Annotated in this window: 19 protein-coding genes; 15 read left to right on the top strand and 4 right to left on the bottom strand. The window is 43.7% G+C overall.

The window, feature by feature from the left end:
• The first annotated feature begins 82 nt into the window (after positions 1-82).
• Positions 83-622 (top strand): PH domain-containing protein, encoded by a 540-nt coding sequence (locus IEY42_RS16780; protein WP_188926441.1) that lies wholly within the window; start codon positions 83-85, stop codon positions 620-622.
• Here the strand turns inward: IEY42_RS16780 and rarD are convergent.
• Positions 619-1,539: an EamA family transporter RarD gene (gene rarD / locus IEY42_RS16775; protein ID WP_188926439.1), complete on the bottom strand. Its 921-nt coding sequence runs from the start codon at positions 1,537-1,539 to the stop codon at positions 619-621. The two genes, IEY42_RS16780 and rarD, sit on opposite strands and share 4 nt — an antisense overlap.
• Positions 1,540-1,678: 139 nt before the next feature.
• Positions 1,679-2,143 (bottom strand): thioesterase family protein, encoded by a 465-nt coding sequence (locus tag IEY42_RS16770; RefSeq protein ID WP_188926437.1) that lies wholly within the window; start codon positions 2,141-2,143, stop codon positions 1,679-1,681.
• Positions 2,144-2,532: 389 nt separating this feature from the next.
• On the opposite strand from IEY42_RS16770, the gene recQ reads away from it, so the two are divergent.
• Positions 2,533-4,377: a DNA helicase RecQ gene (gene recQ / locus IEY42_RS16765; protein WP_188926435.1), complete on the top strand. Its 1,845-nt coding sequence runs from the start codon at positions 2,533-2,535 to the stop codon at positions 4,375-4,377.
• A 40-nt stretch (positions 4,378-4,417) separates the two neighbouring features.
• Here the strand turns inward: recQ and IEY42_RS16760 are convergent, their stop codons facing one another.
• On the bottom strand, positions 4,418-6,244 hold the full coding sequence (locus IEY42_RS16760) for a nucleotidyl cyclase domain-containing protein (protein ID WP_188926433.1): 1,827 nt from the start codon (positions 6,242-6,244) through the stop codon (positions 4,418-4,420).
• Between the two features lie 532 nt (positions 6,245-6,776).
• Between IEY42_RS16760 and leuA the strand changes: the two genes are divergently transcribed.
• From leuA to glpK, 6 genes are all read left to right on the top strand, one after another.
• Positions 6,777-8,345: a 2-isopropylmalate synthase gene (gene leuA / locus IEY42_RS16755; RefSeq protein WP_188926431.1), complete on the top strand. Its 1,569-nt coding sequence runs from the start codon at positions 6,777-6,779 to the stop codon at positions 8,343-8,345.
• Complete coding sequence (leuB, locus tag IEY42_RS16750) at positions 8,342-9,436, top strand: 3-isopropylmalate dehydrogenase (RefSeq protein ID WP_188926429.1); 1,095 nt, start codon at positions 8,342-8,344, stop codon at positions 9,434-9,436. The genes leuA and leuB overlap by 4 nt, the downstream gene beginning before the upstream one ends.
• Positions 9,436-10,848, top strand: coding sequence for a 3-isopropylmalate dehydratase large subunit (leuC, locus tag IEY42_RS16745; RefSeq protein WP_188926427.1), 1,413 nt, complete (start codon positions 9,436-9,438; stop codon positions 10,846-10,848). The genes leuB and leuC overlap by 1 nt, the downstream gene beginning before the upstream one ends.
• Before the next feature lie 19 nt (positions 10,849-10,867).
• A complete protein-coding gene (leuD, locus tag IEY42_RS16740; RefSeq protein WP_188926425.1) occupies positions 10,868-11,473 on the top strand; it encodes a 3-isopropylmalate dehydratase small subunit in 606 nt (201 codons plus the stop codon).
• Positions 11,474-11,954: 481 nt separating this feature from the next.
• The gene (locus tag IEY42_RS16735; RefSeq protein ID WP_188926423.1) at positions 11,955-13,307 is read left to right on the top strand and encodes an outer membrane protein transport protein; all 1,353 of its coding nucleotides are present in this window, start codon (positions 11,955-11,957) and stop codon (positions 13,305-13,307) included.
• A gap of 232 nt (positions 13,308-13,539) precedes the next feature.
• Positions 13,540-15,036: a glycerol kinase GlpK gene (gene glpK / locus IEY42_RS16730; protein ID WP_188926421.1), complete on the top strand. Its 1,497-nt coding sequence runs from the start codon at positions 13,540-13,542 to the stop codon at positions 15,034-15,036.
• 14 nt (positions 15,037-15,050) lie between these two features.
• On the opposite strand, the gene IEY42_RS16725 is transcribed toward glpK, so the two are convergent.
• Positions 15,051-15,371: a hypothetical protein gene (locus IEY42_RS16725; protein WP_188926418.1), complete on the bottom strand. Its 321-nt coding sequence runs from the start codon at positions 15,369-15,371 to the stop codon at positions 15,051-15,053.
• Between the two features lie 785 nt (positions 15,372-16,156).
• Here IEY42_RS16725 and mraZ point away from each other — a divergent pair.
• From mraZ to mraY, 7 genes are read left to right on the top strand one after another with little or no spacing between them, the layout of a single operon-like run.
• Complete coding sequence (mraZ, locus tag IEY42_RS16720) at positions 16,157-16,615, top strand: division/cell wall cluster transcriptional repressor MraZ (protein WP_188919483.1); 459 nt, start codon at positions 16,157-16,159, stop codon at positions 16,613-16,615.
• Between the two features lie 24 nt (positions 16,616-16,639).
• Positions 16,640-17,581 (top strand): 16S rRNA (cytosine(1402)-N(4))-methyltransferase RsmH, encoded by a 942-nt coding sequence (gene rsmH / locus IEY42_RS16715; protein WP_188926416.1) that lies wholly within the window; start codon positions 16,640-16,642, stop codon positions 17,579-17,581.
• Between the two features lie 14 nt (positions 17,582-17,595).
• A complete protein-coding gene (ftsL, locus tag IEY42_RS16710; RefSeq protein ID WP_188926414.1) occupies positions 17,596-17,910 on the top strand; it encodes a cell division protein FtsL in 315 nt (104 codons plus the stop codon).
• Between the two features lie 11 nt (positions 17,911-17,921).
• On the top strand, positions 17,922-19,670 hold the full coding sequence (locus IEY42_RS16705; protein WP_188926411.1) for a penicillin-binding transpeptidase domain-containing protein: 1,749 nt from the start codon (positions 17,922-17,924) through the stop codon (positions 19,668-19,670).
• The gene (gene murE, locus IEY42_RS16700; protein WP_188926409.1) at positions 19,654-21,147 is read left to right on the top strand and encodes a UDP-N-acetylmuramoyl-L-alanyl-D-glutamate--2,6-diaminopimelate ligase; all 1,494 of its coding nucleotides are present in this window, start codon (positions 19,654-19,656) and stop codon (positions 21,145-21,147) included. Before IEY42_RS16705 ends, murE begins: the two co-directional genes overlap by 17 nt.
• Entirely contained in the window at positions 21,144-22,517 is a 1,374-nt protein-coding gene (locus IEY42_RS16695; RefSeq protein ID WP_188926407.1) for a UDP-N-acetylmuramoyl-tripeptide--D-alanyl-D-alanine ligase, read from the top strand. Before murE ends, IEY42_RS16695 begins: the two co-directional genes overlap by 4 nt.
• Positions 22,518-23,600: a phospho-N-acetylmuramoyl-pentapeptide-transferase gene (gene mraY / locus IEY42_RS16690; RefSeq protein ID WP_188926405.1), complete on the top strand. Its 1,083-nt coding sequence runs from the start codon at positions 22,518-22,520 to the stop codon at positions 23,598-23,600.
• Positions 23,601-23,613 lie beyond the last annotated feature (13 nt).

The following is a 23,613-nucleotide window of genomic DNA, read 5'->3' as shown; positions in this document are numbered from 1 at the left end:
TTTCGCACAATGAAAAATGCCGGTTATTCCGGCATTTTTTATGGCAAAATAAACCCATTATTACTCTGCATTAAGAGACTGTATGAATGTTATTGAGTTAGCGCCACTGGATTCTGGAGCTATATATAGCTTTATTGCACTATTGGTCGGTTTACTTGGTTTAACGGTATTTATTTTTGTAAAACCCATTCCCAGCAATGCAAAATATTTAACCTTAGGAATTATGCTGCCATTAATGGGATTATTTGTATTTACGCTTTATCAATCATTTACCAGTACAATTTCGTGGGATGATAAACAGTTGCAGGTCAATATTCCGCTGTATTCGAATGCGATTGAGATTAACCAAGTTGATTTTGCACAAGCGCGTATTGTTAACCTGATTAAAGAGCCCGAATACGCCGCTAAATGGCGCACAAATGGTTTGGGTCTGCCAGGGTATTCTCTGGGTTGGTTTTCATTAAATAATGGCGCTAAAGCCTTGCTGTCGCTCACCAATCCTGTGCAAGTCATACTGTTGCCAATAAGCCTAGATAGAGTTATTTTGGTTAGCGTAATCGATGCTGATGAAGCGCTAGCAAAGTTGCATGCTAGCGCACTGCCCAAACAGGCTATCGATTAAACCTTCACAACGGGCACTTTTTTAGTGGCCACATGACGTCGCTGGCGTTGCAGTACCATGTCGCTAATAAATATCACCAGTGCACCCCAGATAAAGCAAAACGTGATGCCTTTTTCAATGTCGAAAGGCTCATTAAACAGTTTTACCGCAAGAATGAACATGATGCTTGGGCCAATGTATTGGAAGAAACCTAAAATAGAAAATGGAATTCTGACTGCAGATCCTGCAAAACATAAAAGAGGGATGGTGGTAACAATACCCGCGGCCACTAACAGTAAATTGAGGTTAAGGCTATTGGTTAACATGCTGACGGGTGAACTGTCTAACGTTACTAATAAGTAACCGAGTGCAACCGGTAATAAAATGGCGGTTTCAACCAGTAAGCCAGACTTTGCATCAATATTGACTTTTTTGCGCAGTAAACCATAAAAGCCAAAGCTTGCAGCCAGGGCTAAAGACACCAGCGGAATGGAACCAAACGAGATCAACTGCACCAGTACACCTACACTCGCTAATGTAACCGCAACCCATTGTAATTTACGTAAGCGTTCACCGAGAAACACCATTCCTAGCAATACGTTAAACAATGGGTTAATAAAATAACCTAAGCTGGCATCCAGCATGTGGTCGTTATTCACTGCCCAGATAAAAATAAGCCAGTTTGCGGCGATCAATATCGATGTCGTCAGTAAAATGAGCAGTTGTTTGGGCTGTTTAAGAATGAGGCGTAAACGGCTAAATCCACCAATAAATTGCATTAAAATGATCATAAACAGAAATGACCATATCACGCGGTGCATTAATATATCAGTGGCAGGGACTTGATGTAATAATTTGAAATATAAAGGGGCGACACCCCAAATGGTGTAAGCGCAAATCGCGAGGAAAACCCCTTTGCGATATTCTATATCAGGCATAATGGTCAACATTGGCAACAACAAAAGAGGGGCGATTGTAGGCCGCCCCCATGGATGACACAAGCGATTAAACTATTTGTTGTATTGTTTGCCTGCCAGTTTCACGTGGCAATGCCGGTAACGCCTCACCGATAATGAATTAACCGACCATGTAAGTACCTGTACCAAAAGCAATATGAGTACCTAACTCATTGTGCAGTTCCATTTTGCAAACCGATACGCGATTACCTGCGCGGATAACCGTGCCGGTACCGGTAAATCTTTCACCGCGCCCCGGGCGTAAAAAATCAACCCGCATATCAATGGTCCCTAGGGTAGTTAAGCGCTGTTGTAACTCTTCCATTGTCCAGTCGTCACGGCTGGCAACTAGTCCCGCAAAGGCTGTCAGACCACCCACCACATCGAGTAATGTGGCCGTTACGCCACCATGAAGAATATTTTGATGGATGTTGCCAATCAACTCAGGTTTCATTTTTATCACGACTTCAACCCCATTGATGTCGTAATGTTTAATGTCTAGCCCGAGTAGATTATGAAAGGGTACGTGTTTATCAAAAATATCTGCAACTTGCTGTAAGGCTTGATCTTGAATAGATGAAGTCATGGGCAATCCTTGTCGTATTTAACCTGAGCTCGGGATAATAAACGCCTTTCAAACAGTCCTTTGCCCTGCTAACTGCGTTGAATCGACTTACAATAGGTTAGCTATTGACGCGTCAATTCATCTTATTAGCAGAACAAATGACAAGCTTGAAAGTGATGGCGAATAACATGTTGATTTTAAACAGTATAAGTTCATCCCTTATCCCGGGCTCAGGTTGATTTATTATTTTGGTATGTATTTTCAATGCGCATAGAGTATTTAATCTAACGCTAAAGTGAGCAATACTCAATTATCATCGGCGTGTTAAATGTGGCAATTGTACTTTGCTTCAAGACATCTGTGGCTGAGTGCTTTAAAATGACCATTCTTTAAATGACATCATAATGTGAATGGATAATCTGACTTCGACGCCAAGCCCAACTCTTGATACTGCTACTGAGCAGGATGTGTTATCGACCAGTTTACAGCAGGTATTTGGTTATCGTGCCTTTCGTGAAGGGCAGCGAGAAGTGATTGAGCACAGTTTACAGGGCCAAGACACCTTAGTGATTATGCCTACAGGTGGCGGCAAAAGTATGTGCTACCAGTTACCGGCTTTAGTGTTGCCGGGTGTGACAATAGTTGTGTCACCTTTGATTTCGTTAATGAAAGACCAAGTAGACAGTTTATTACAAAGCGGTGTAGCTGCTGCATATCTCAATTCATCGCTGCCGCGTGAGCAAAGTGCAGAAGTGCTTCGTAAACTACATGCTGGCGAGATAAAACTCTTGTATGTCTCGCCTGAACGCTTATTACGTCCAGATTTTATTGAGCGCTTACAATCGGTTGAGTTGTCTATGTTTGCGGTAGATGAAGCTCACTGTATTAGTCAGTGGGGGCATGATTTTAGACCAGAATACGCAGCCCTTGGGCAGTTAAAAGCGTATTTTCCGTATATTCCGTTAATGGCATTAACTGCCACCGCAGATCAAGCGACACGACTCAGTATTTGTGAGCGTTTAAATATTGCTCCGTACACTTTATTATCGAGTTTTGATCGGCCAAATATTCGTTATACCGTGGCTGAAAAATTAAATGCAGCTAACCAGTTACGTCAGTTTGTCACCATACAAAATGGTGCCAGCGGCATTGTATATTGCAGTAGTCGTCGCCGGGTAGATGAAGTGGCAGAGCGCCTGCGTTTACAAGGTTTTAATGCGCAAGCATATCATGCAGGGATGAGCCAAGATGATCGCGCGGATGTACAAGACAAATTTTTGAAAGACCAAGTTGATATCGTTGTGGCTACGGTGGCTTTTGGTATGGGAATTAATAAATCGAATGTGCGTTTTGTGGTGCATTACGATATCCCTAAAAGCATTGAAGCTTATTATCAAGAAACTGGCCGTGCAGGCCGAGATGGCTTAGATGCTGAAGCTTATATGTTGTTTGACCCTGCCGATATTGGCCGGGTAAGACATTTAATTGAGCAATCAGAACCAGGGCCTCAACAACAGGTTGAGTTTCATAAGTTACATACCATGGCCGCTTTTGCAGAGGCGCAAACTTGTCGTCGACAAGTATTACTGCATTATTTTGATGAAGTGGCCTCTGAGCCTTGTGGTAACTGCGATATTTGTTTGGATCCACCTAAACGCTATGATGGTACCGAAGATGCACAAAAAGTGTTGTCGTGTATTTATCGTTTACAACAGCGATTTGGTATTCATCAGGTGATTGATGTACTGAGAGGCTCTAAAGCTGCAAATGTGGTTGATAGGGGCCATGACAAGCTAACCACCTGGGGGATTGGCGCAGATAAATCAACTGAATATTGGCTCAGTGTCATCCGCCAGTTAATCCATTTAGGGTTAGTTAGCCAGGATATTACCCGTGGCTCATCGATTAAGTTAAATCCGGCGGCAAGGCCTGTATTAAAAGCCGAATTATCGTTAATGTTGGCCGAACCGCGCATTCAGCTGATTGATGTAAAACGTAAAACCAACCCTCGTGCACCGCAACAATATGACAGAAAGCTGTTTGCGCGCTTAAAGTTGTTACGCCGCGAATTAGCAGAGCAGCATGATATCCCACCCTACTTAGTCTTTAACGATGCTACTTTGGCAGAGATGTCGGCCATGCTCCCAACCAGCCCGGGTGAAATGCTGGCGGTAAATGGTGTTGGCCAAATTAAGCTCGACCGATTTGGTGGCGAGTTTTTAGATGAGATCAGTGATTATCTGACAAAAGGCTAGTGCTACGTCTAGCCGATTTTTTTGTCGAAATATTGCAGACTTAGCTTAGCGGGTTATCTTGTGGTTTCATTTTATTTAATTGATTCAATACTGCCTTTTTCATTAGTCCTTCAAATGTATCTAACTGTTGTAAACTCGCGATCCCAATACTGGTTTTAACGTCTGTTGGCCATAGATTTAATACCGTTTCGATTTGGTGTACTACGCGGGTAGCGCCAATGGCCGAGGTGTGAGGCAAGATAATGATGAGCTCATCAAGATTATGGCGAAACAGTTGGTCTTGCTCTCTTAAGGTTAGTTGTAGCTGTCGTAGTAAATTGGGCACATCGACTTGGCGAATATGATTGATATTAATTAATAGCATGCTTAATTGATAGTGACCTTGCTTAGCATTATTAAGCATGGCACTAATGATCTGTGATTGGCTTTGCTCTTTGGATTCGTCATTCGTGTAGAGCGGCTTTCTTCTTAAAAAGAGCACTAAACCGACAGACAGAAATAGGATAATTAGTGCGGCAATAGACAAGCTTTGATTAATATTATTGGTCGTTGGTTTCTCGTCTATGCTTGGTTCATTTTGAGCCGATAACTTGGCTTTATATTGCATGAAATGCGCATTATTCAATTTGTTATTGGCTTGTTTGGCGGCATTAAAGCGTTGTATTTGATAATGGTATGCCGACTCAAATTGTTGCTTATCGGCATAGTATTCGCTGACGATTTGATTAAACTCTTCAAGGTCTGAATATTGCTTAAGTTCAGTCGCTTGTTCGATAATCTCATTGAGAAGCGTTAATGCTTGATTGTCTTTTTGCTGGGCTATGTAGACTTTGGCTAATGTGCGCTTTATGCGCATAACGTAAATAGGTTCTTGATATTTAGTAAATAACTCTATGCTATGTAATGCTTGTTGTTGTGCTAAATCGTAATTATCGATAAAAAGATTTATAGCCGCAAGTAAAGCGCTACCAACAGCTAAATCCCTTTCGGCAGTCATTCTATTGTTTTCAGCTTCGGCCTGTTTTAGGTGTCGTTTTACTGCTTCTTTATCGCCTATTTCAATATTTATACGAGCTAAATTGATAGAAAGTGCGAAATTAAGACTACCGAACGTTGAGGGGTCCGAAACTGCTAATTCTGCAAAGTGCAATGCTTCGGTAACATCACCCATAGAAAAAAAGACATTAGATATTTCCAACTGTACATATGATTTTGGTAATAAATACCATGGTTGAAATTGCTGCTTCGCCTCATCATAAATATCAAGACCTATGCGCAAGTCTTCAATTGACTGATTGTAGTTTTCGAGGCTAGTGTTTTGTCGACTGCGTAAATATAAACTACCGATAATCGCTTGTTTTTCTGAATAGCGTTTAGCCAAGCGTAAAGCTTCTTCTGTGAGCAACTGTTCTTGCAAAGTATTGCCAATGCTTTGATAGGCAGTAGCGCCACATTGCATAAAGTAAGGGCGAGCCGCATCGTATTTTAATTCTCTGGCTGTCTGCTCACCTTGGGTCGATAAAGTGATTGCTTGCTCGAAATGACCAAACTCTAATAAATTAAAACAGCGTAATAAACGTAAACGAAGGGTCTGCACATCAGATAAGGGCTGCACTAGGCTTTGTTGCTCAAGTCCTTCAATCAGTATTTTTGCTTGCTCGGAACGTTGTGTATTGATGTCGTGAATCACATCTAACTGTTCATTTACACTAAGTTGCTGAGTGTTACTTACAACGTCTTGTGCTGTTAAAAATGATTGTGTTACTTGAGCTGTAGCGGGAGATGCCAGAGAAACAATCAATAATCCTAAAATAAAGCCAAACATTCGACTTAATTTATTATCACTTGTGTTTCTCGATCGTGTCATCGTTAATATCTACTCATATTGGGTTGTTGGCAGTATACGATTTTTTAAAACATGATACATAAATATATAATCGATGCAGCGACTTATGTGCGCGAATTTTGATCTAGCTCATTGGTTTAATATCATCCATGTTAGGTTTGTTTTGTGTTCAATTTAATAAGGGCTTTTGGTTTAAACAGCTGTAATGCAGTACTAGTACATCGTAATCTTGCTCAAGTTGATCAATTTAAGGTTGACAGCGGAGGCTGGTCGCGTTAAATATTACTCATAGAGATAATTTATACAGAATATCTATTTATTAAAAATGAATAATGAAGCCATGAATACACAATCAACTTTACTCGGACTCCTTCTCCTCTCTCGCATATGCTGCGCGGAGTCCTTTGTGTTACATGCAAAATAAATCATTAAGCATACACAAACCCCGCGCTAATAGTCGCGGGGTTTTTTGTTTATAGCCCTTTTGAAACGAGCCAGTTGTGATGTTTGCAGTTAGGTGAAATACATACAAGATGGTCGATGGAGAAATTCGATGTCCAACAGAGTCATAATTTTTGATACTACCTTACGTGATGGTGAGCAAGCGTTAGCAGCGAGTTTAACCGTTAAAGAGAAGCTACAAATTGCGTTGGCTCTAGAGCGTTTGGGCGTTGATGTAATGGAAGTGGGTTTCCCTGTGTCATCTCCAGGTGATTTTCATTCGGTGCAGACCATTGCTAAAACCATTAAAAACAGCCGTGTGTGTGCTTTGTCTCGTGCTCTTGAAAAAGACATTGATGCTGCTGCGCAAGCTTTGTCTGTGGCTGAACAGTTTCGTATTCATACCTTTATTTCAACATCAACTATTCATGTTGAAAGCAAGCTAAAGCGCTCGTTTGATGACGTGTTAGACATGGCGGTTGGCGCGGTAAAATACGCCAGACGCTTTACTGACGATGTTGAGTTTTCATGTGAAGATGCTGGCCGTACCCCAATTGATAATTTGTGCCGTATGGTTGAAGCGGCCATTAAAGCCGGTGCTCGCACTATCAATATCCCTGATACAGTCGGTTACACAGTACCAAGTGAGTTTGGCGGTATTATTCAAACGCTTTTCAACCGCGTTCCTAATATCGACCAAGCTGTGATTTCAGTGCATTGTCATGATGACTTAGGCTTGTCTGTAGCTAACTCGATTGCCGCGGTTGAAATGGGTGCGCGCCAAATTGAATGTACCATTAATGGTATTGGCGAGCGTGCGGGTAACTGTTCATTAGAAGAAATCGCAATGATTTTAGCAACGCGCAAAGGGTTGCTAGATTTAGACACTGGCATCAACGCCAAAGAAATTCACCGTACATCGTCGTTAGTGAGCCAGCTTTGTAATATGCCAATTCAAGCAAACAAAGCGATTGTTGGCACAAATGCATTTTCGCATTCGTCAGGTATTCATCAGGACGGCATGCTAAAAGCCAAAAATACTTACGAGATCATGACGCCAGAAAGCATTGGCCTAAACCGTAATAACCTAAACATGACTTCTCGTTCTGGACGCCATGTAATCAAACATCGTATGGAAGAAATGGGTTATCAGCCTAGCGATTACGATATGGACAGCTTATATGAGCAATTTTTAACTCTTGCAGACAAAAAAGGTCAGGTGTTTGACTATGACCTCGAAGCCTTAGTGTATATGGAGTCACAAGCTCAAGATGATGACCAATACACATTACAACATTTGATGGTGCAATCAGATTCAACAGAAGGGGTGGCTACAGCCACTGTGCGAATTGCGGTTGATGGCAAAGACTTTACTGAAGCGGCAACGGGCAATGGTCCTGTTGATGCGGCTTATAACGCCATTGCGCGTGCTACTCAACGTCAAATTAATATTACCAACTATAAGCTAGGTGCTAAAGGCGAAGGCCAAAATGCGCTAGGTCAGGTTGATATTACCGCAAAATATAATGAACAAATGTTCCACGGTGTCGGTTTAGCTACAGATGTCGTCGAAGCATCGGCCCAAGCACTCGTGCATGTGATGAACCTAGTGTACCGTGCAGATAAAGTGGCTGATTTTAAACAACAGATCCATAAAGAAAGGGAGTTAGGCGGCGTATGAGTTATCAAATAGCAGTTTTGTCGGGTGATGGTATTGGTCCTGAAGTGATGGCCGAAGCGCGTAAAGTGCTCAGCGCAGTGGAAACACGCTTTGGGCTAGACATTAGCTACAGCGAATATGACGTTGGCGGTATTGCCATTGATAACCATGGTTGTCCATTACCTGACTCGACCTTAAAAGGCTGTGAAGCAGCCGATGCCATTTTATTTGGTAGTGTAGGCGGCCCTAAATGGGAACACTTACCGCCTAATGACCAGCCTGAACGTGGTGCATTATTGCCATTACGTGGCCATTTTGAATTATTTTGCAACTTACGCCCAGCCAAATTACATGATGGGTTAGAGCACATGTCACCGCTGCGCAGTGACATCTCAGCCCGTGGGTTTGATGTATTGTGCGTGCGTGAGTTAACCGGCGGTATTTACTTTGGCAAGCCAAAAGGCCGTCAAGGCGAAGGTGATGACGAAGAAGCATTTGACACCATGCGCTATAGTCGCCGCGAGATCAGCCGCATTGCCCGCATTGCATTTGAAGCCGCCCGAGGCCGTAAAAACAAGGTTACCTCTGTAGACAAAGCCAACGTGTTAGCCTGCTCAGTATTATGGCGTCAAGTGGTTGAGGAGGTTGCTAAAGACTTTCCAGATGTCACCTTAGAACATATCTATATTGATAACGCGACTATGCAGTTGCTGCGTCGTCCAGACGAGTTTGACGTGATGTTATGTTCAAATTTATTTGGCGATATTTTGTCAGATGAAATCGCCATGTTAACTGGCTCAATGGGCTTGTTATCGTCAGCCAGCATGAACAGCACAGGCTTTGGTTTATTTGAGCCCGCTGGTGGCAGTGCGCCAGATATTGCCGGCCAGGGTATTGCTAACCCTGTTGCACAAATTTTATCAGCAGCATTAATGTTACGTCATAGCTTAAAGCAAGAAGAAGCGGCCAGCGCCATTGAGCGTGCAGTCACTAAAGCATTATCAAGTGGTTATTTAACCGGTGAGTTATTAGCGGCAGATAAGCGTAGCGAAGCAAAGTCGACAGCACAAATGGGCGATTTTATTGCTCAAGCAATTCAGGAAGGTGTGTAATGGCCCAGGTAACAGGTAAAACCCTATACGAAAAAGTGTGGGATGCGCATATTGTTGCGAGCCCAGAAGGTGAAGCGCCAATAGTCTATGTTGACCGTCATTTAGTGCATGAAGTGACATCACCTCAAGCCTTTAGTGGCTTAAAAGTGGCAGGGCGTCAATTACGTGCACCACAAAAAACTTTTGCCACCATGGATCATAACACCTCAACGCGCAGCGCAAGTTTAGATGCGTTGAGCTCAATGGCGCGTACGCAAGTTGAAACCTTAGCGCAAAACTGTAAAGATTTTGGCGTGCGTTTATACGACATTCACCACCCAAACCAGGGTATTGTGCATGTCATGGGGCCAGAACTTGGTATTACCCTTCCGGGTACTGTGATTGTATGCGGCGACTCGCACACTGCCACTCATGGTGCATTTGGTGCATTGGCATTTGGTATTGGGACATCAGAAGTTGAGCACGTGCTTGCCACCCAAACACTGCGTCAACTTAAAGCTAAAACCATGAAAGTTGAAGTGCGCGGTCAGGTAACTGACGGCGTTACCGCAAAAGATATTGTATTGGCCATTATCGGCAAGCTTGGTATGGATGGTGGTACAGGCTACGTGGTTGAGTTTTGTGGCCAAGCCATTGAAGCATTAAGTATGGAAGGTCGCATGACCTTATGTAATATGGCCATCGAAATGGGCGCCAAAGCTGGTATGGTTGCTCCAGACCAAACCACCTTTGAGTACCTAAAGGGCCGTGAGTTTGCGCCAAAAGATGATGTGTGGGAGCAAGCTGTTGCTGCGTGGTCACAGCTTAAAACCGATGCCGATGCCGTATTTGATGCTGAAGTGGTATTAGATGCTAACGATATCGCGCCACAATTGACCTGGGGAACTAACCCTGGGCAAGTAGTGGCGATTGACGGTGTAGTGCCTAATCCTGAACAAGAATCTAATTTGATTAACCAATCTAGCATGATTAAAGCATTAGATTACATTGGCTTAACGCCAGGTACTAAAATGACAGACATCAGCATTAATAAGGTGTTTATTGGTTCTTGTACCAATTCACGTATTGAAGATTTACGTTCCGCGGCTGTGCATGCCAAAAACCGCAAGGTGGCTGAGGGTGTAGTGGCGATTGTGGTACCGGGTTCTGGCCAGGTAAAAATTCAAGCAGAAGCGGAAGGCTTAGATAAAATCTTTATCGATGCAGGCTTTGAATGGCGTTTGCCGGGCTGTTCAATGTGTTTAGCGATGAATGATGATCGTTTAGAAGTGGGCGACCGTTGTGCTTCAACCAGTAATCGTAATTTTGAAGGTCGTCAAGGCCGTGGTAGTCGTACTCATTTGGTGAGCCCCGCGATGGCAGCCGCCGCTGCAGTAGCCGGTCATTTTGTCGATATTCGTCAACCATACTAAACCGAGATAGGAGAGACACATGCAAGCATTTACTGCCCATACCGGTTTAGCGGTAGCCATCGACAGTGCCAATGTCGATACGGATCAAATTATTCCGAAGCAATTTTTATCTAAAGTAACCCGTGACGGCTTTGGAGTGCATTTATTTCATGACTGGCGTTATTTAGATGATGCCGGCGATCAGCCTAACCCTGAATTTGCGTTAAATAAGCCGCGCTATAAAGGGGCGTCGATTTTATTAGCCCAAGAAAACTTTGGTTGTGGTTCATCGCGTGAACATGCACCTTGGGCGTTAGCTGACTTTGGTTTAAGAGTGATTATTGCGCCGACATTTGCTGATATTTTTTATGGCAACTCGATCAACAATGGTTTATTACCCGTTAAGCTGCCTGCAGAACAAGTGCAACAATTGATGGATGAAGTCGCGGCCACTGAAGGCGCGCAAATTACCGTCGATTTACAAGCTTTAACGGTAACGTCACCTTCAGGTGAAGTGTTTAGCTTTAGTTTGGCTGAGTCAGCAAGGCATAAGCTATTAAACGGACTTGATGCGATTGGCTTAACCTTGTCATTTGAACAAGACATTAGTGATTATGAAGCTCAAATACCGCAATGGTATGCATAATCATCTGTGAATATTGAGTGATTAATGACTCAATCGCTGTTGGATTGATGGTGTATAAAACCTCTTTTTGCTAACAAAAAAGAGGTTTTTTATTTTTATTTGTAAATTAATTAATGTAACGAAATTGCTAAATGATTGATTTTAAATCGACAGAGCTAAAGTTAGTTGTTACATCAAAGCTCACTCGTGTTTCATCTTGTTGCGTGTAAGATAATGTTTTTTATGTTGAAAGTAATATGTTAGTCAATTTGTTGCTTGATTGAGCGCACACTTATATTTTTTTTCAGTTCAAATCGATCTCGTAAATGACAAATGGTGCACTGGATCACAGTTTCAATCTGCACATTTCAATGGGTATCTCGAGCTCTCGGCTAGTTGCAAAGCCGTTTTGGATCAGTACACTTATGCTCTCATTTAAGTCGAGCTTTTGCTCTATTGAAGCCGACTTAAGCAGTATGAATCTACAGCACAGAGAATGATAATGAAAAAAACAGTGTTAACATTGGCCATTAGTGCCATTGTCTTTGGGGCAACAACTCAAGTCAACGCAGCAGGTTTTCAACTTGCCGAATCTTCAGCTACCGGTTTAGGCCGTGCATTTGCGGGTGAAGCCGCCATAGCAGATAACGCCTCAACTCAAGCGCGTAACCCTGCAATGCTATCTTACCTCGAAGGCCGTCAGCTTTCTGCTGGTGGGATTTATGTTATGCCTGATATTGATGTACTGGGCGACGTTAGCATTGAATCTTCATTACTGGGCTCAGATGCTATTGTCATTGACGCTAACGCGATTGATGTAGCAGACGATGCTCTGGTACCGAACTTTTATTACTCTAATCAATTAAACGATCAATGGACCTGGGGTCTTGCGGTTAACTCAAACTATGGTTTAGCGACTGAGATAGATTCAACCAGCGCCGCGGCTATTTTTGGTAATCACACCTCTATCACCACAGTGGAGTTTAATCCAAACATTGCTTATCGTATCGACGATGAATTTACTGTGGGAGCGGGCCTGCGTATTGTCTATGGTGAAGGTGAAATTAGCGCGACAACACCATCTTGGATTGATGCGATTAAAGCCAACCCGAATGTACCTGCAAACATTGCAGAGCAGTTACCTGCAGCAGGAACTGAGTTAAAATCGATGGAAGGTGATGACATTAGTTACGGCTGGAAAGCGGGTGCAAGTTGGCAGATTAATAAGCATCACCGTATCGGATTAGCTTATCACAGTGGTGTTGAGTTAGAGCTTGATGGTAGCGCTGCAGGTGTGAGTTATGACGGTGGCCAAGATGTTGAAATTGATGGTTACTTACCGATTGAAATCCCAGCTTTTGCTGAACTGGCTTCTTATCATCAATTGACCGATAACTGGGCAATGCACGGTAGCGTAAACTGGACTGAATGGAGCGTGTTTGATCAGCTTGTCGCTTACTTTCCTGGTGATGTAAAACCAACTGGCGATCTTGAGTCAGATGTTGTCAAAGAAGAGAACTTTAAAGACAACTGGCGGTATTCGATTGGTAGCACATACACTGTGAATGATCAGTGGACATTACGTGCCGGTGTCGCACTTGATAAAACTGCAGTAGACGATGAACACCGTACAACTACGATTCCTGACTCTGACCGTTTATGGTTTAGCATGGGTACCGGCTATCAAGTATCTAAAAACCTGAATATTGACCTTGCTGTGACTTATATCCGCATGCACGGCGATGCACCTATTACTGAAACTCAGGATTTGTTGGGCTTAGCTTCCGTTGGGTATACTGGTGAAGCGACAGGCCATGTATGGTTAGCAGGTTTACAGGTTAGCTATAAAATGTAATCTGTTTGTTGTTTGAACCAAGGATTTTTAAATAAGCCCCGCATTATGTGGGGCTTTTGTTATTATTGAATAAATGGATCTAGCTACTGCACAATTACAAAGCATGAACATTTATGTGAAGTACCGACTAATACTTGCATTAAATTTATATGTCGATGTAGGATGTCACATTGATTAATTAAGCAGATAAATCATATAAAAATAATCATAAAAAAATGATATAGGAAATCAGATGGTTGCTAAAAAATACATTGTCGCGTTAGATCAAGGCACAACCAGTTCTCGTGCGATTGTGTTTGATCACCAAGCAAATATTGTTGCCGTTGCGCATAAAGAGTTTACTCAGCATTATCCTCAGGCGGGCTGGGTAGAGCATGACCCGATGGAGATTTGGTCGTCGCAAAGTTCAGTGTTGGTGGAAGTGTTAACCCGTGCAGGGATTAGTCGTCATGATGTCGCAGCCATTGGGATTACGAATCAACGCGAAACCACGATTGTTTGGAACAAGCATACCGGTAAACCAATATGTAATGCCGTGGTGTGGCAATGTCGTCGTAGCCAAGGTATTTGTCAGCAACTAAAAGCGCAAGGCGCTGAAGATATGGTACGTCAAAAAACGGGGCTGGTATTAGACCCGTATTTTTCGGCTTCAAAAATTAAATGGATTTTAGACAATGTTGAAGGTGCGCGTGAGCTCGCCGAAGCGGGTGATTTGTTATTTGGCACTGTAGACACCTGGTTAGTGTGGAAGCTTACCCAGGGCGAAGTGCACGTCACCGAACCAACTAATGCATCGCGTACCATGCTTTTCAATATTCACACTCAAGAGTGGGACAAGGATCTGCTGGAACTCTTTGACATCCCGCCGGCGATGTTGCCAGACATACAACCGTCGTGCGCCATATACGGTTATACCGAACTTGCTGGCAACCATGTGCCTGTTGCAGGGATGGCAGGGGATCAACAATCGGCGTTATTCGGTCAACTCTGTATTGAACCTGGTATGGCTAAAAATACATATGGTACAGGGTGCTTTTTACTGATGAATACCGGCGAGAAGGCCGTTGAGTCGACACATGGGTTATTAACTACAGTGGCCATTGGTGCGGATGCTAAAGTCAATTACGCACTAGAAGGTTCAGTCTTTATGGGCGGTGCGGTAATTCAATGGCTGCGCGATGAGCTAGGCTTAATTGCTGACGCTTGCGACACTCAATACTTTGCCGAAAAAGTAGATGACACTAATGGCGTGTATTTAGTGCCTGCTTTTGTTGGGTTAGGAGCGCCATACTGGGACGCCGATGCTCGCGGAGCGATTATTGGGCTGACTCGTGGCGCCAATCGTAATCATATTATTCGTGCTGCTCTTGAAGCTATTGCGTATCAATCTCGTGATGTATTGGATGCAATGAGTAAAGATTCGGATGTGCCATTAACAGAAATCCGCGTTGACGGTGGCGCGGTATCAAATGATTTTTTAATGCAATTTCAAGCAGATATTACTGGGGCGAAAGTCATTCGTCCTTTAGTGATCGAAACTACCGGTATGGGCGCTGCATTTTTAGCCGGCCTAGCGGTAGGTGTTTGGGAGTCTACAGATCAATTGAAAGCCATGTTATCGACGGAGCGTGAATTTATTTCCACGATGGATCATGACCACAGAGCTGAGATTTACGCCGGCTGGAAGCAAGCTGTGTCTCAAGTTAGTCCTAACAGTAACCCGCAATAATCATTACCCTTTCACTATACCTCTATATCAATATGCTGACTGGCGGTTTCTCCTCGAGTGGAGAAGCGCTCGTCAGTATCCATTCTTCTTAAGCGGCTGCCGGTGTTTTTCTTGTCATCTATAGTGCGTAATTTTGAGCGACGTTCTTTACGTACTAATGTTTTTTTGTGGATGACAGGCTTGTGGGTAATATGTGGCGGTAACTGTGATTGTGGTGCTTCATGACTGTCAGCACTTATCGCACTAGTCCTATTTACCTGCTCAACAATTCGACGATGCTCACTGACGGCACGCACAGGCCTAGCGAGCATGGCATAAATGCTATCAATACTCATGTCGCGCCCTCCCGTGCAGATATAAAGATCAGGTATATACCATTAACTATACTTGTTATCGGCACCTTTAGGCTAAAATTTAATCATAATTCATCTTGGTCTTATTGATGTGAGTCATGATGAGCCATTCACAGTAAAACAACTTTGAAAGAACAACAGGCGCTATTATCGGCATTAAGAATAATTAACTGTGATTACAAGCTGAATTGATAAAATGCCTGCCCTTGACGTTGAGAGGGACAGGTATGGTGCTGTCAGGAAATTGTTACTGTAGCTGGGCTAATATCGTTTTTCGACGTTAATACCATAAGCATTTTAGAGGGGGGATATTGTTACCGAGCATAAAATTGATACCTATTCATACCCTGTAAGTACCTGATATCAACCATATGAGAATGTTTTTTTAACCACTTTTATCGATCCAGATCGATAATTTGTGAGTTTTAATCTGGAGAAGTCCCTTACTAACAGGCTCATAATTCAATCTAAAGGTGGACTATTTAAAGAATTAACACATTTTAATCAAAAGAACCTCGGTTATTTTCGTCGATAAAATGAGCGTTATGTCTCTGGTTTAACTCATTTACCCTGATTTTTAGCTGTTTTTTACAGACGGCTTTGTCATTCCTCCTGATTGAGATCAATTTGCTGCTAACCCGCTTGGCGTCTGGATTTAATATATCTGCTCATCCCTTGACAACACTTGCCTTGAGTCCCTAAACTTAGCATTTGTGGGAAAAAGTGGATCATTGTGGATCAAATGCTAACAAAAAGGGTGTAATAAAGTGTTTCGAGGTGCCAGTGCTATTAACATGGACGCTAAAGGACGGATCGCAATTCCTGCGAGATACCGTGACGCGTTGCGTGTGGAGCATGCCGGTACAGTGATTATTACCGTTGACATTAATGCCGCCTGTTTGTTGATTTACCCATTGCACGAGTGGGAGCAAATTGAAGCAAAGCTGAGATTACTCTCTGATACCGATCCACTTGAACGCTCCTTTAAACGAAAATTACTGGGTCACGCACAAGACTGTGAACTCGACAGCCACGGGCGCATTGTGGTCCCACCGGCTTTGCGAAGTTTTGCCAGCTTAGAAAAGAAAACCATGCTGGTGGGCTTACTGAATAAATTTGAACTGTGGGAAGAGTCAGCTTGGCAGCAACAAATGGATGATGGCAATGAGCTTATCCATAGCCAAGATTTAGCCAGCAATGAACGTCTGGCACATTTTTCACTGTAGCGACCAATAAGGTTAATAAAAGCAATGAGCCAAGAGTTTGCCCATTTATCTGTATTACTGAATGAGACGGTAGAGGGTCTCAATATCCAAAGTGATGGTATCTATATTGATGGCACCTTTGGCCGTGGTGGACATTCTCGTCATGTATTAAGTCATTTAGGTGCTAATGGTCGATTGATTGCCATTGATCGCGATCCACAAGCGATTGAAGCCGCAAAACAGTTTGCCGACGACTCACGTTTTCAAATTGTGCACGGTAGTTTTGGTCAGTTAGCGCAGTATGTTGAAGAGCTCGGGCTTACTGGCAAAATTAACGGTGTGTTACTTGATTTAGGGGTGTCGTCACCACAGTTAGACGATGCCGAGCGTGGCTTTAGCTTTTTACGCGATGGCCCGTTAGACATGCGCATGGACAATAGCCAAGGTCAAACAGCAGCACAGTGGATTGCGCGCGCTGAAATAGAAGACATGGCATGGGTGTTTAAAACCTATGGCGAAGAAAAAAATTCACGACATATTGCCCGTTGTATTGCGGCCGATCGAGAAAAAACACCGTTTTTACGCACCAAAGATTTAGCCGATTTAATTGCGCGTATTACTAAAAACAAAGAGCGTAATAAACATCCTGCGACTCGGGTATTTCAGGCTATTCGAATTTATATAAATAGCGAACTAGAGCAAATTGATCAAGCACTTGAAGGTGCGTTAACGGTACTTGCACCACAAGGACGCTTGTCAGTTATCAGCTTTCATTCATTAGAAGATCGCATGGTGAAGCGTTTTATTCGTCGTCATAGCCAAGGTGAAAGTGTCCCGCATGGGTTGCCCATCACAGAAGCTGAGATCAATAAATCACGCAAGTTAAAAGCTGTTGGCAAGGCGATGAAGCCTTCGGAAGCAGAATTAGAACAAAATCCACGTGCTCGCAGCTCGGTGTTACGAGTTGCTGAGCGCTTAGATTATTAAAGACCGAGGATAATGTGAGCCAATCACCATTAAGTTTACCTCGGATTGTGTTGCTCGACCTCTGGCATCATAAATGGATTGTGCTGTTAGGTTTACTGGTTGTCGCCAATGGCATTGTGGTGGTTTACACCAGCCATGTAACACGGCAATTGACCTCTCAATGGGATCAATTGCTGCAAGAGCAGGATAGGCTAGACATTGAATGGCGCAACTTACTATTAGAAGAACAATCGCAGTCTGAACACAGTCGTGTGACGCGAATGGCAATAAAAGAACTTAATATGGCTCGACCACTTCCTAAAGAGGAAGTCATTATTCGAGTTCAGTGAGCATAGGGACTATGGCTAGACAAGCAAAACGAAAACTAAATCACGAACTGATACCATGGCGTTTATACGTTGTGGTTGGCTTCGTTTTGTTGTTATTTTGCAGCCTGATTGCTCGCGCCGCCTATATTCAAATTATTGAGCCTGACAAACTTCGCCACGAAAGCGATATGCGCACCTTGCGTACCACCAGTAATCAGGTGCAGCGTGGTTTAATTACCGATCGTAACGGTGACATGTTAGCGGTCAGTGTGCCGGTTCGTGCTGTCTGGGCCGACCCCAAACATGCATTTGATCAAGATGCGTTTAAAGATATGCGTCGTTGGCAAGCGCTTGCTGATGTTTTACAAGAGCCAGTCGATGATCTCGTTCGTAAAGTAAAAGGCAATCCTAAAAAGCGCTTTGTGTATTTAAAGCGTCAAGTGACTCCTGCCGTAGCTGATTATATTGAGCAACTTAAAATTGGCGGCATTTATCTTAAATCAGAATCTCGTCGTTACTATCCCACCGGTGAAATTGCAGCTCAACTTATTGGTATTACTAATATTGATGACGTAGGTATTGAGGGCATTGAAAATACCTACAACACTTGGCTTACTGGCACACCCTCAAAACAAAAAGTACGAAAGTCGCGCGACGGTAGTGTTGTTGAGCGTTTAGATATGGTGCAAGAGGGCGAAAGCTCAAATGATCTGGTATTAAGTATCGACCAACGAATTCAACAGTTAGCGTACCGTGAGCTCAAACGAGCCACAGAAATGTATCAAGCGACATCAGGTTCCGTCGTAGTGATTGACGTTAATACGGGTGAGGTATTAGCAATGGCCAATACGCCATCTTATAATCCAAACTCTCGCGACAACCTTCAAACTCACCGCATGCGTAATCGCGCATTAACCGACACTTTTGAACCCGGCTCTACTGTAAAACCGTTTGTGGTTGCTGCAGCTTTAGAAGCGGGTACGGTGAAATCCAATGAATTAATTCAAACCTCGCCCGGTTGGATGCGAATTGGTGGTCGTCAGGTGCGCGACTCTAATAATTATGGCGACATGTCGCTGGCAAAAATTCTCGTAAAATCAAGTAACGTAGGCATCAGTAAATTGGCGTTATCTATGCCAGTTCAGCAATTGTTGGGTACCTATCAGTCAATGGGGTTAGGGAACTATTCAGGCATTAATTTAACTGGCGAAAGCGCAGGGTTAATTCATGACCGCAACCGCTGGTCTGACTTTGAACGTGCAACCTTATCATTTGGTTATGGCTTTACCGCAACACCGCTGCAAATTGCGCGAATGTACGCCACACTCGGCAGCGGTGGCATGTTATACCCGGTGTCTATTTTAAAACTAAAACAAGCCCCTAAAGGCGAACAAGTCATTTCCACTCAAGTCGCTAAAGATGTAATGCAAATGCTGGTAGGCGTCACTGAAACCGGCGGCACAGCCAGAAAGGCCCATATTGACGGTTATCCCGTAGCGGGTAAAACCGGTACTAGCCGTAAGGCGGTAGCGGGTGGTTATGGTGATGATTATGTTGGATTATTTGCCGGTGTTGCGCCCGTTCATAATCCTCGCTTAGCGATTTCTGTGGTGATTAACGAACCTAAAGGCGACAAATATTACGGCGGCGATGTTGCGGGTCCTGCTTTTGCCAAAATTATGTCTGGGGCATTGCAAATGCTGAATGTTGAGCCAATTTCAGAGCGAGAGGCTATCCATTTAGCCACTGCGCAAGGAGCGCAGCATGATGTTATTAAATGATCTTCTAGCGCCCTGGTTTCATTACGCAGGGGTAGAGTCGATAAACGATTTAACCCTTGATAGCCGCAGTGTTAGCAAGGGCAGTTTATTTGTCGCGCTACCGGGTCATAAAGTGGATGGTCGCCATTATATTGCGCAAGCCATTGATGCAGGCGCCGCTGCAATATTAATTCATACTGATGATCCTGAACAACATGGTGTAGTTGATACACAACAATACTCAGTGCCCTTGGTGTATTTTTTCCAACTAGGCCGACAGCTATCTGCCGTAGCAGCACAGTTTTATGCAACTCATACCCATTCGCTGACATTAATTGGTGTTACTGGCACTAACGGTAAAACCTCAGTTAGCCAAATCATTGCACAAATTGTTAACTTGCTCGGACACCCTGCGGCCGTTATGGGCACCTTAGGTAATGGTGTATGGGGACAATTGGTAGACAGTGGTAATACAACGGCCGATGCCATTACCGTAATGAAGCAATTAGCCGAGTTTAATGCTCAAGGGGTAGAAGTGTGTGCCATGGAAGTATCGAGCCATGGCCTAGTGCAAGGCCGTGTAGAGGCAGCTCCCTTCGAAACGGCAATATTTACCAATTTAAGCCGCGATCACCTTGATTACCATGGTGATATGGATGCCTATGCTGCAGCAAAGAAACGCTTATTTCATTTTCCTAGCTTAAAACACGGTGTCATTAACATCGATGATGCCACAGGAGCTAAATGGTTTGCTGAGCTCGCTAATCGTCAGATTAAATCGTTCAGTATTCAAGGCGATACCAGTGCCGATTTTTATTGTACCGATGTGCAATACCATGATGCAGGCGTGAGTGCTGTGTTGCATTACCCAGCACTAAATGGCCGAAGCAGCTTATCGGCTAACATTGAATCACCCTTACTGGGCGCGTTTAATTTATCAAACTTAGTCGCAGCCATTGCAGCCTTGTATTTGCAAGGCATGTCGATGATCTCCATGCTCGCGGTGATGCCAAGTTTGGTGCCAGTAGCCGGTAGAATGGAGCGTTTTTCTGCTGCTAATAAAGCCACTCTGGTGGTTGATTATGCACATACGCCAGATGCCATCGAGCAAGCACTTAAAGCATTGCGCGTACACTGCAAAGGGACCTTATGGTGCGTATTTGGTTGCGGTGGTGATCGTGACAAAGGTAAGCGCCCATTAATGGCACAAGCCGCAGAGGCGTTTGCAGACAAGGTGATGATCACTAGCGACAATGCGCGTAGTGAAGACCCTCAAACCATTATCGATGATATTTTACAAGGCATCAGCCAACCTAATAATGTGCTAACACATGTTGACCGTATTGAAGCTATTACCCGTGTAGCAGCATTAGCACAAGCAGATGACATCGTATTGCTTGCCGGTAAAGGTCATGAAACCTATCAAGAAGTCGCAGGCCAACGTATCGATTATGATGAGCGCGCTTTAGCACTTGCTTTGTCTAAGGACGAATTATGATCAGCTTATCGCTTGCTCAAATTACTGAGCACTTACAAGCTCAATTGCACGGTAAAGACCAAACAATCTCAGCTGTGAGTACCGATAGCCGTAAGATAGACACAAAGTGCTTATTTGTTGCGTTAAAAGGTGAGCGCTTTGATGGTCATGATTTTGCTCAAACGGCGGTTGATAATGGTGCGCTAGCCTTGCTTGTCGATCATGTTTTACCTTTTGATGTCGCGCAAATTGTGGTTGCAGACACGCAAAAAGCCATGGGCAACATTGGCGCACTTGTGCGTCAACATGTTAAGCCCATTAGTGTCGCGTTGACGGGGTCAAACGGCAAAACCAGCGTGAAAGAAATGGTAGCGACGATTTTATCGCAGCATCACCAGGTGTTATTTACCGCCGGTAATTTTAATAATGAAATTGGTGTGCCTTTAACGCTGTTGCGGTTAACTCAAGGTGATGAATACGGCGTGTTTGAGCTCGGCGCCAACCACAGCGGTGAAATCGATTACACCTCATCATTAGTGCAACCGCAAGTGGCATTAGTGAACAATATTGGTAGTGCACATCTTGAAGGCTTTGGCTCATTAGATGGAGTTGCACAAGCAAAATCAGAAATTTTTAATCATTTAGCCAAAGATGGCACAGCAATTATTAACGCAGATGATCAATATGCTGAGTTTATGTTGCAACGCTCTAAAGGGCATAAGCAATTACGTTTTTCTCGCCAGGCAGACATCAATGCGGAAGTGAAAGCGAGCGCGATTGAAGCTGATGATAATGGCTGTTGTCGCTTTACTTTAACGTACAGTAACCAACACGCAGAGGTGCAATTACCGCTTGCTGGCTTGCATCAGGTGAGCAATGCATTAGCGGCCGCATCTATGTGTATTGCGCTAAATGTCCCGCTGAATGTTATCGCACAAGGGTTTGCGTTATTGCAACCCGTTAAAGGGCGTATGCAACCGCATAAGCTCGGGCGGATACTGTTAATTGACGACAGTTACAACGCAAATCCCACTTCTGTCAGTGCGGCCATTAATTGGTTGCAACAACGTGATGATTATCGTTGTTTAGTGCTGGGAGATTTAGGGGAATTAGGCGACAATGCTGCCCCTTTGCACGCCAGCGTTGGATTGCAGGCGAAAAATGCAGCAATTGAGTCATTATTTTGTTGCGGCCAACTTTCGGCCCATACCAGCGAGGCATTTGGTAGCGAGCATTTTTCAGCACAAGACAAATTGATTGTCGCATTACAACAACACCTCAAAGATGTTGAAGGCAATGTGACTATTTTAGTTAAAGGTTCTCGCAGCGCTGCTATGGAGCGGGTTGTCGACAGTTTATTGAATGCCTTTGGGCGTGGGGAGTTAGTGTAGATGCTGGTTTATCTAGCCGAGTATTTAACCCAATTTTATAGCGGGTTTAACGTTTTTTCATATGTAACGTTCCGGGCTATTTTGGGCTTGTTGACTGCATTAGTGTTTAGTTTGTGGTGGGGCCCAATTTTAATTAAGCGTCTGCAAATGCTTCAGATTGGTCAAGTTGTTCGTGATGACGGCCCAGAGTCGCATTTTAGTAAACGCGGCACGCCAACAATGGGCGGCATTTTAATCCTGGCAGGTATTTTTATTAGTGTGCTGCTGTGGGGGGATTTATCGAATCGCTACGTGTTAGTCACCTTGTTTGTGCTAGGCAGTTTTGGGGTAATCGGCTTTATTGACGATTACCGTAAAGTGGTTAAAAAAGATTCTAAAGGACTGATTGCGCGTTGGAAATATGCGTTGCAATCCATCGCAGCAATCGTCGTGGCCGTGTTTTTATACAGCTCGTCAACTATGGGCGGTGAAACGCAGCTTGTGGTGCCATTTTTTAAAGATGTTATGCCGCAACTTGGCTTTATGTTTATTGTACTGGCTTACTTCACCATTGTGGGCGCCAGTAATGCAGTGAACTTAACTGATGGTTTAGATGGTTTGGCTATTATGCCGACCGTGATGGTGGCTGCCGCGTTTGCATTAATTGCTTATTTATCTGGCCATGCGCAATTTGCCAGTTACTTGCACCTGCCACATTTACCGTTAGCCGGTGAGTTGGTGATTGTGTGTACTGCTATGGTCGGTGCGGGTTTAGGCTTTTTATGGTTTAACACATACCCTGCACAAGTCTTTATGGGCGATGTTGGGTCATTGGCATTAGGTGCTGCATTAGGCGTTATTGCTATTTTAGTTCGCCAAGAAATTTTGTTAGTGATTATGGGCGGCGTATTTGTAATGGAGACCGTGTCAGTGATCTTACAGGTCGGTTCATACAAACTACGTGGGCAACGTATTTTCCGCATGGCGCCTATTCACCACCATTATGAGCTAAAAGGATGGCCAGAACCGCGCGTTATTGTTCGTTTTTGGATTATCTCATTGTTTTTAGTGTTATTAGGTCTTGCGACTCTAAAACTACGCTAAGCAATTATTAAGG

It is taken from the genome of Shewanella algicola (assembly GCF_014648035.1).
GTDB classification, from domain to species: Bacteria; Pseudomonadota; Gammaproteobacteria; order Enterobacterales; family Shewanellaceae; genus Shewanella; species Shewanella algicola.
The sequence above is the reverse complement of the archived record's forward strand: the minus strand, read 5'-3'. Positions and strand labels throughout refer to the sequence as shown.

Coding starts and splice junctions, on each gene's coding strand:
- recQ (WP_188926435.1), top strand. CDS start 2,533: ATGGATAATCTGACTTCGACGCCAAGCCCAACTCTTGATACTGCTACT.
- murE (WP_188926409.1), top strand. CDS start 19,654: ATGATGTTATTAAATGATCTTCTAGCGCCCTGGTTTCATTACGCAGGG.
- leuC (WP_188926427.1), top strand. CDS start 9,436: ATGGCCCAGGTAACAGGTAAAACCCTATACGAAAAAGTGTGGGATGCG.
- leuA (WP_188926431.1), top strand. CDS start 6,777: ATGTCCAACAGAGTCATAATTTTTGATACTACCTTACGTGATGGTGAG.
- leuB (WP_188926429.1), top strand. CDS start 8,342: ATGAGTTATCAAATAGCAGTTTTGTCGGGTGATGGTATTGGTCCTGAA.
- IEY42_RS16725 (WP_188926418.1), bottom strand. CDS start 15,371: ATGAGTATTGATAGCATTTATGCCATGCTCGCTAGGCCTGTGCGTGCC.
- glpK (WP_188926421.1), top strand. CDS start 13,540: ATGGTTGCTAAAAAATACATTGTCGCGTTAGATCAAGGCACAACCAGT.
- rarD (WP_188926439.1), bottom strand. CDS start 1,539: ATGCCTGATATAGAATATCGCAAAGGGGTTTTCCTCGCGATTTGCGCT.
- mraY (WP_188926405.1), top strand. CDS start 22,518: ATGCTGGTTTATCTAGCCGAGTATTTAACCCAATTTTATAGCGGGTTT.
- rsmH (WP_188926416.1), top strand. CDS start 16,640: ATGAGCCAAGAGTTTGCCCATTTATCTGTATTACTGAATGAGACGGTA.
- leuD (WP_188926425.1), top strand. CDS start 10,868: ATGCAAGCATTTACTGCCCATACCGGTTTAGCGGTAGCCATCGACAGT.
- IEY42_RS16705 (WP_188926411.1), top strand. CDS start 17,922: ATGGCTAGACAAGCAAAACGAAAACTAAATCACGAACTGATACCATGG.
- IEY42_RS16770 (WP_188926437.1), bottom strand. CDS start 2,143: ATGACTTCATCTATTCAAGATCAAGCCTTACAGCAAGTTGCAGATATT.
- IEY42_RS16780 (WP_188926441.1), top strand. CDS start 83: ATGAATGTTATTGAGTTAGCGCCACTGGATTCTGGAGCTATATATAGC.
- IEY42_RS16735 (WP_188926423.1), top strand. CDS start 11,955: ATGAAAAAAACAGTGTTAACATTGGCCATTAGTGCCATTGTCTTTGGG.
- IEY42_RS16760 (WP_188926433.1), bottom strand. CDS start 6,244: ATGACACGATCGAGAAACACAAGTGATAATAAATTAAGTCGAATGTTT.
- IEY42_RS16695 (WP_188926407.1), top strand. CDS start 21,144: ATGATCAGCTTATCGCTTGCTCAAATTACTGAGCACTTACAAGCTCAA.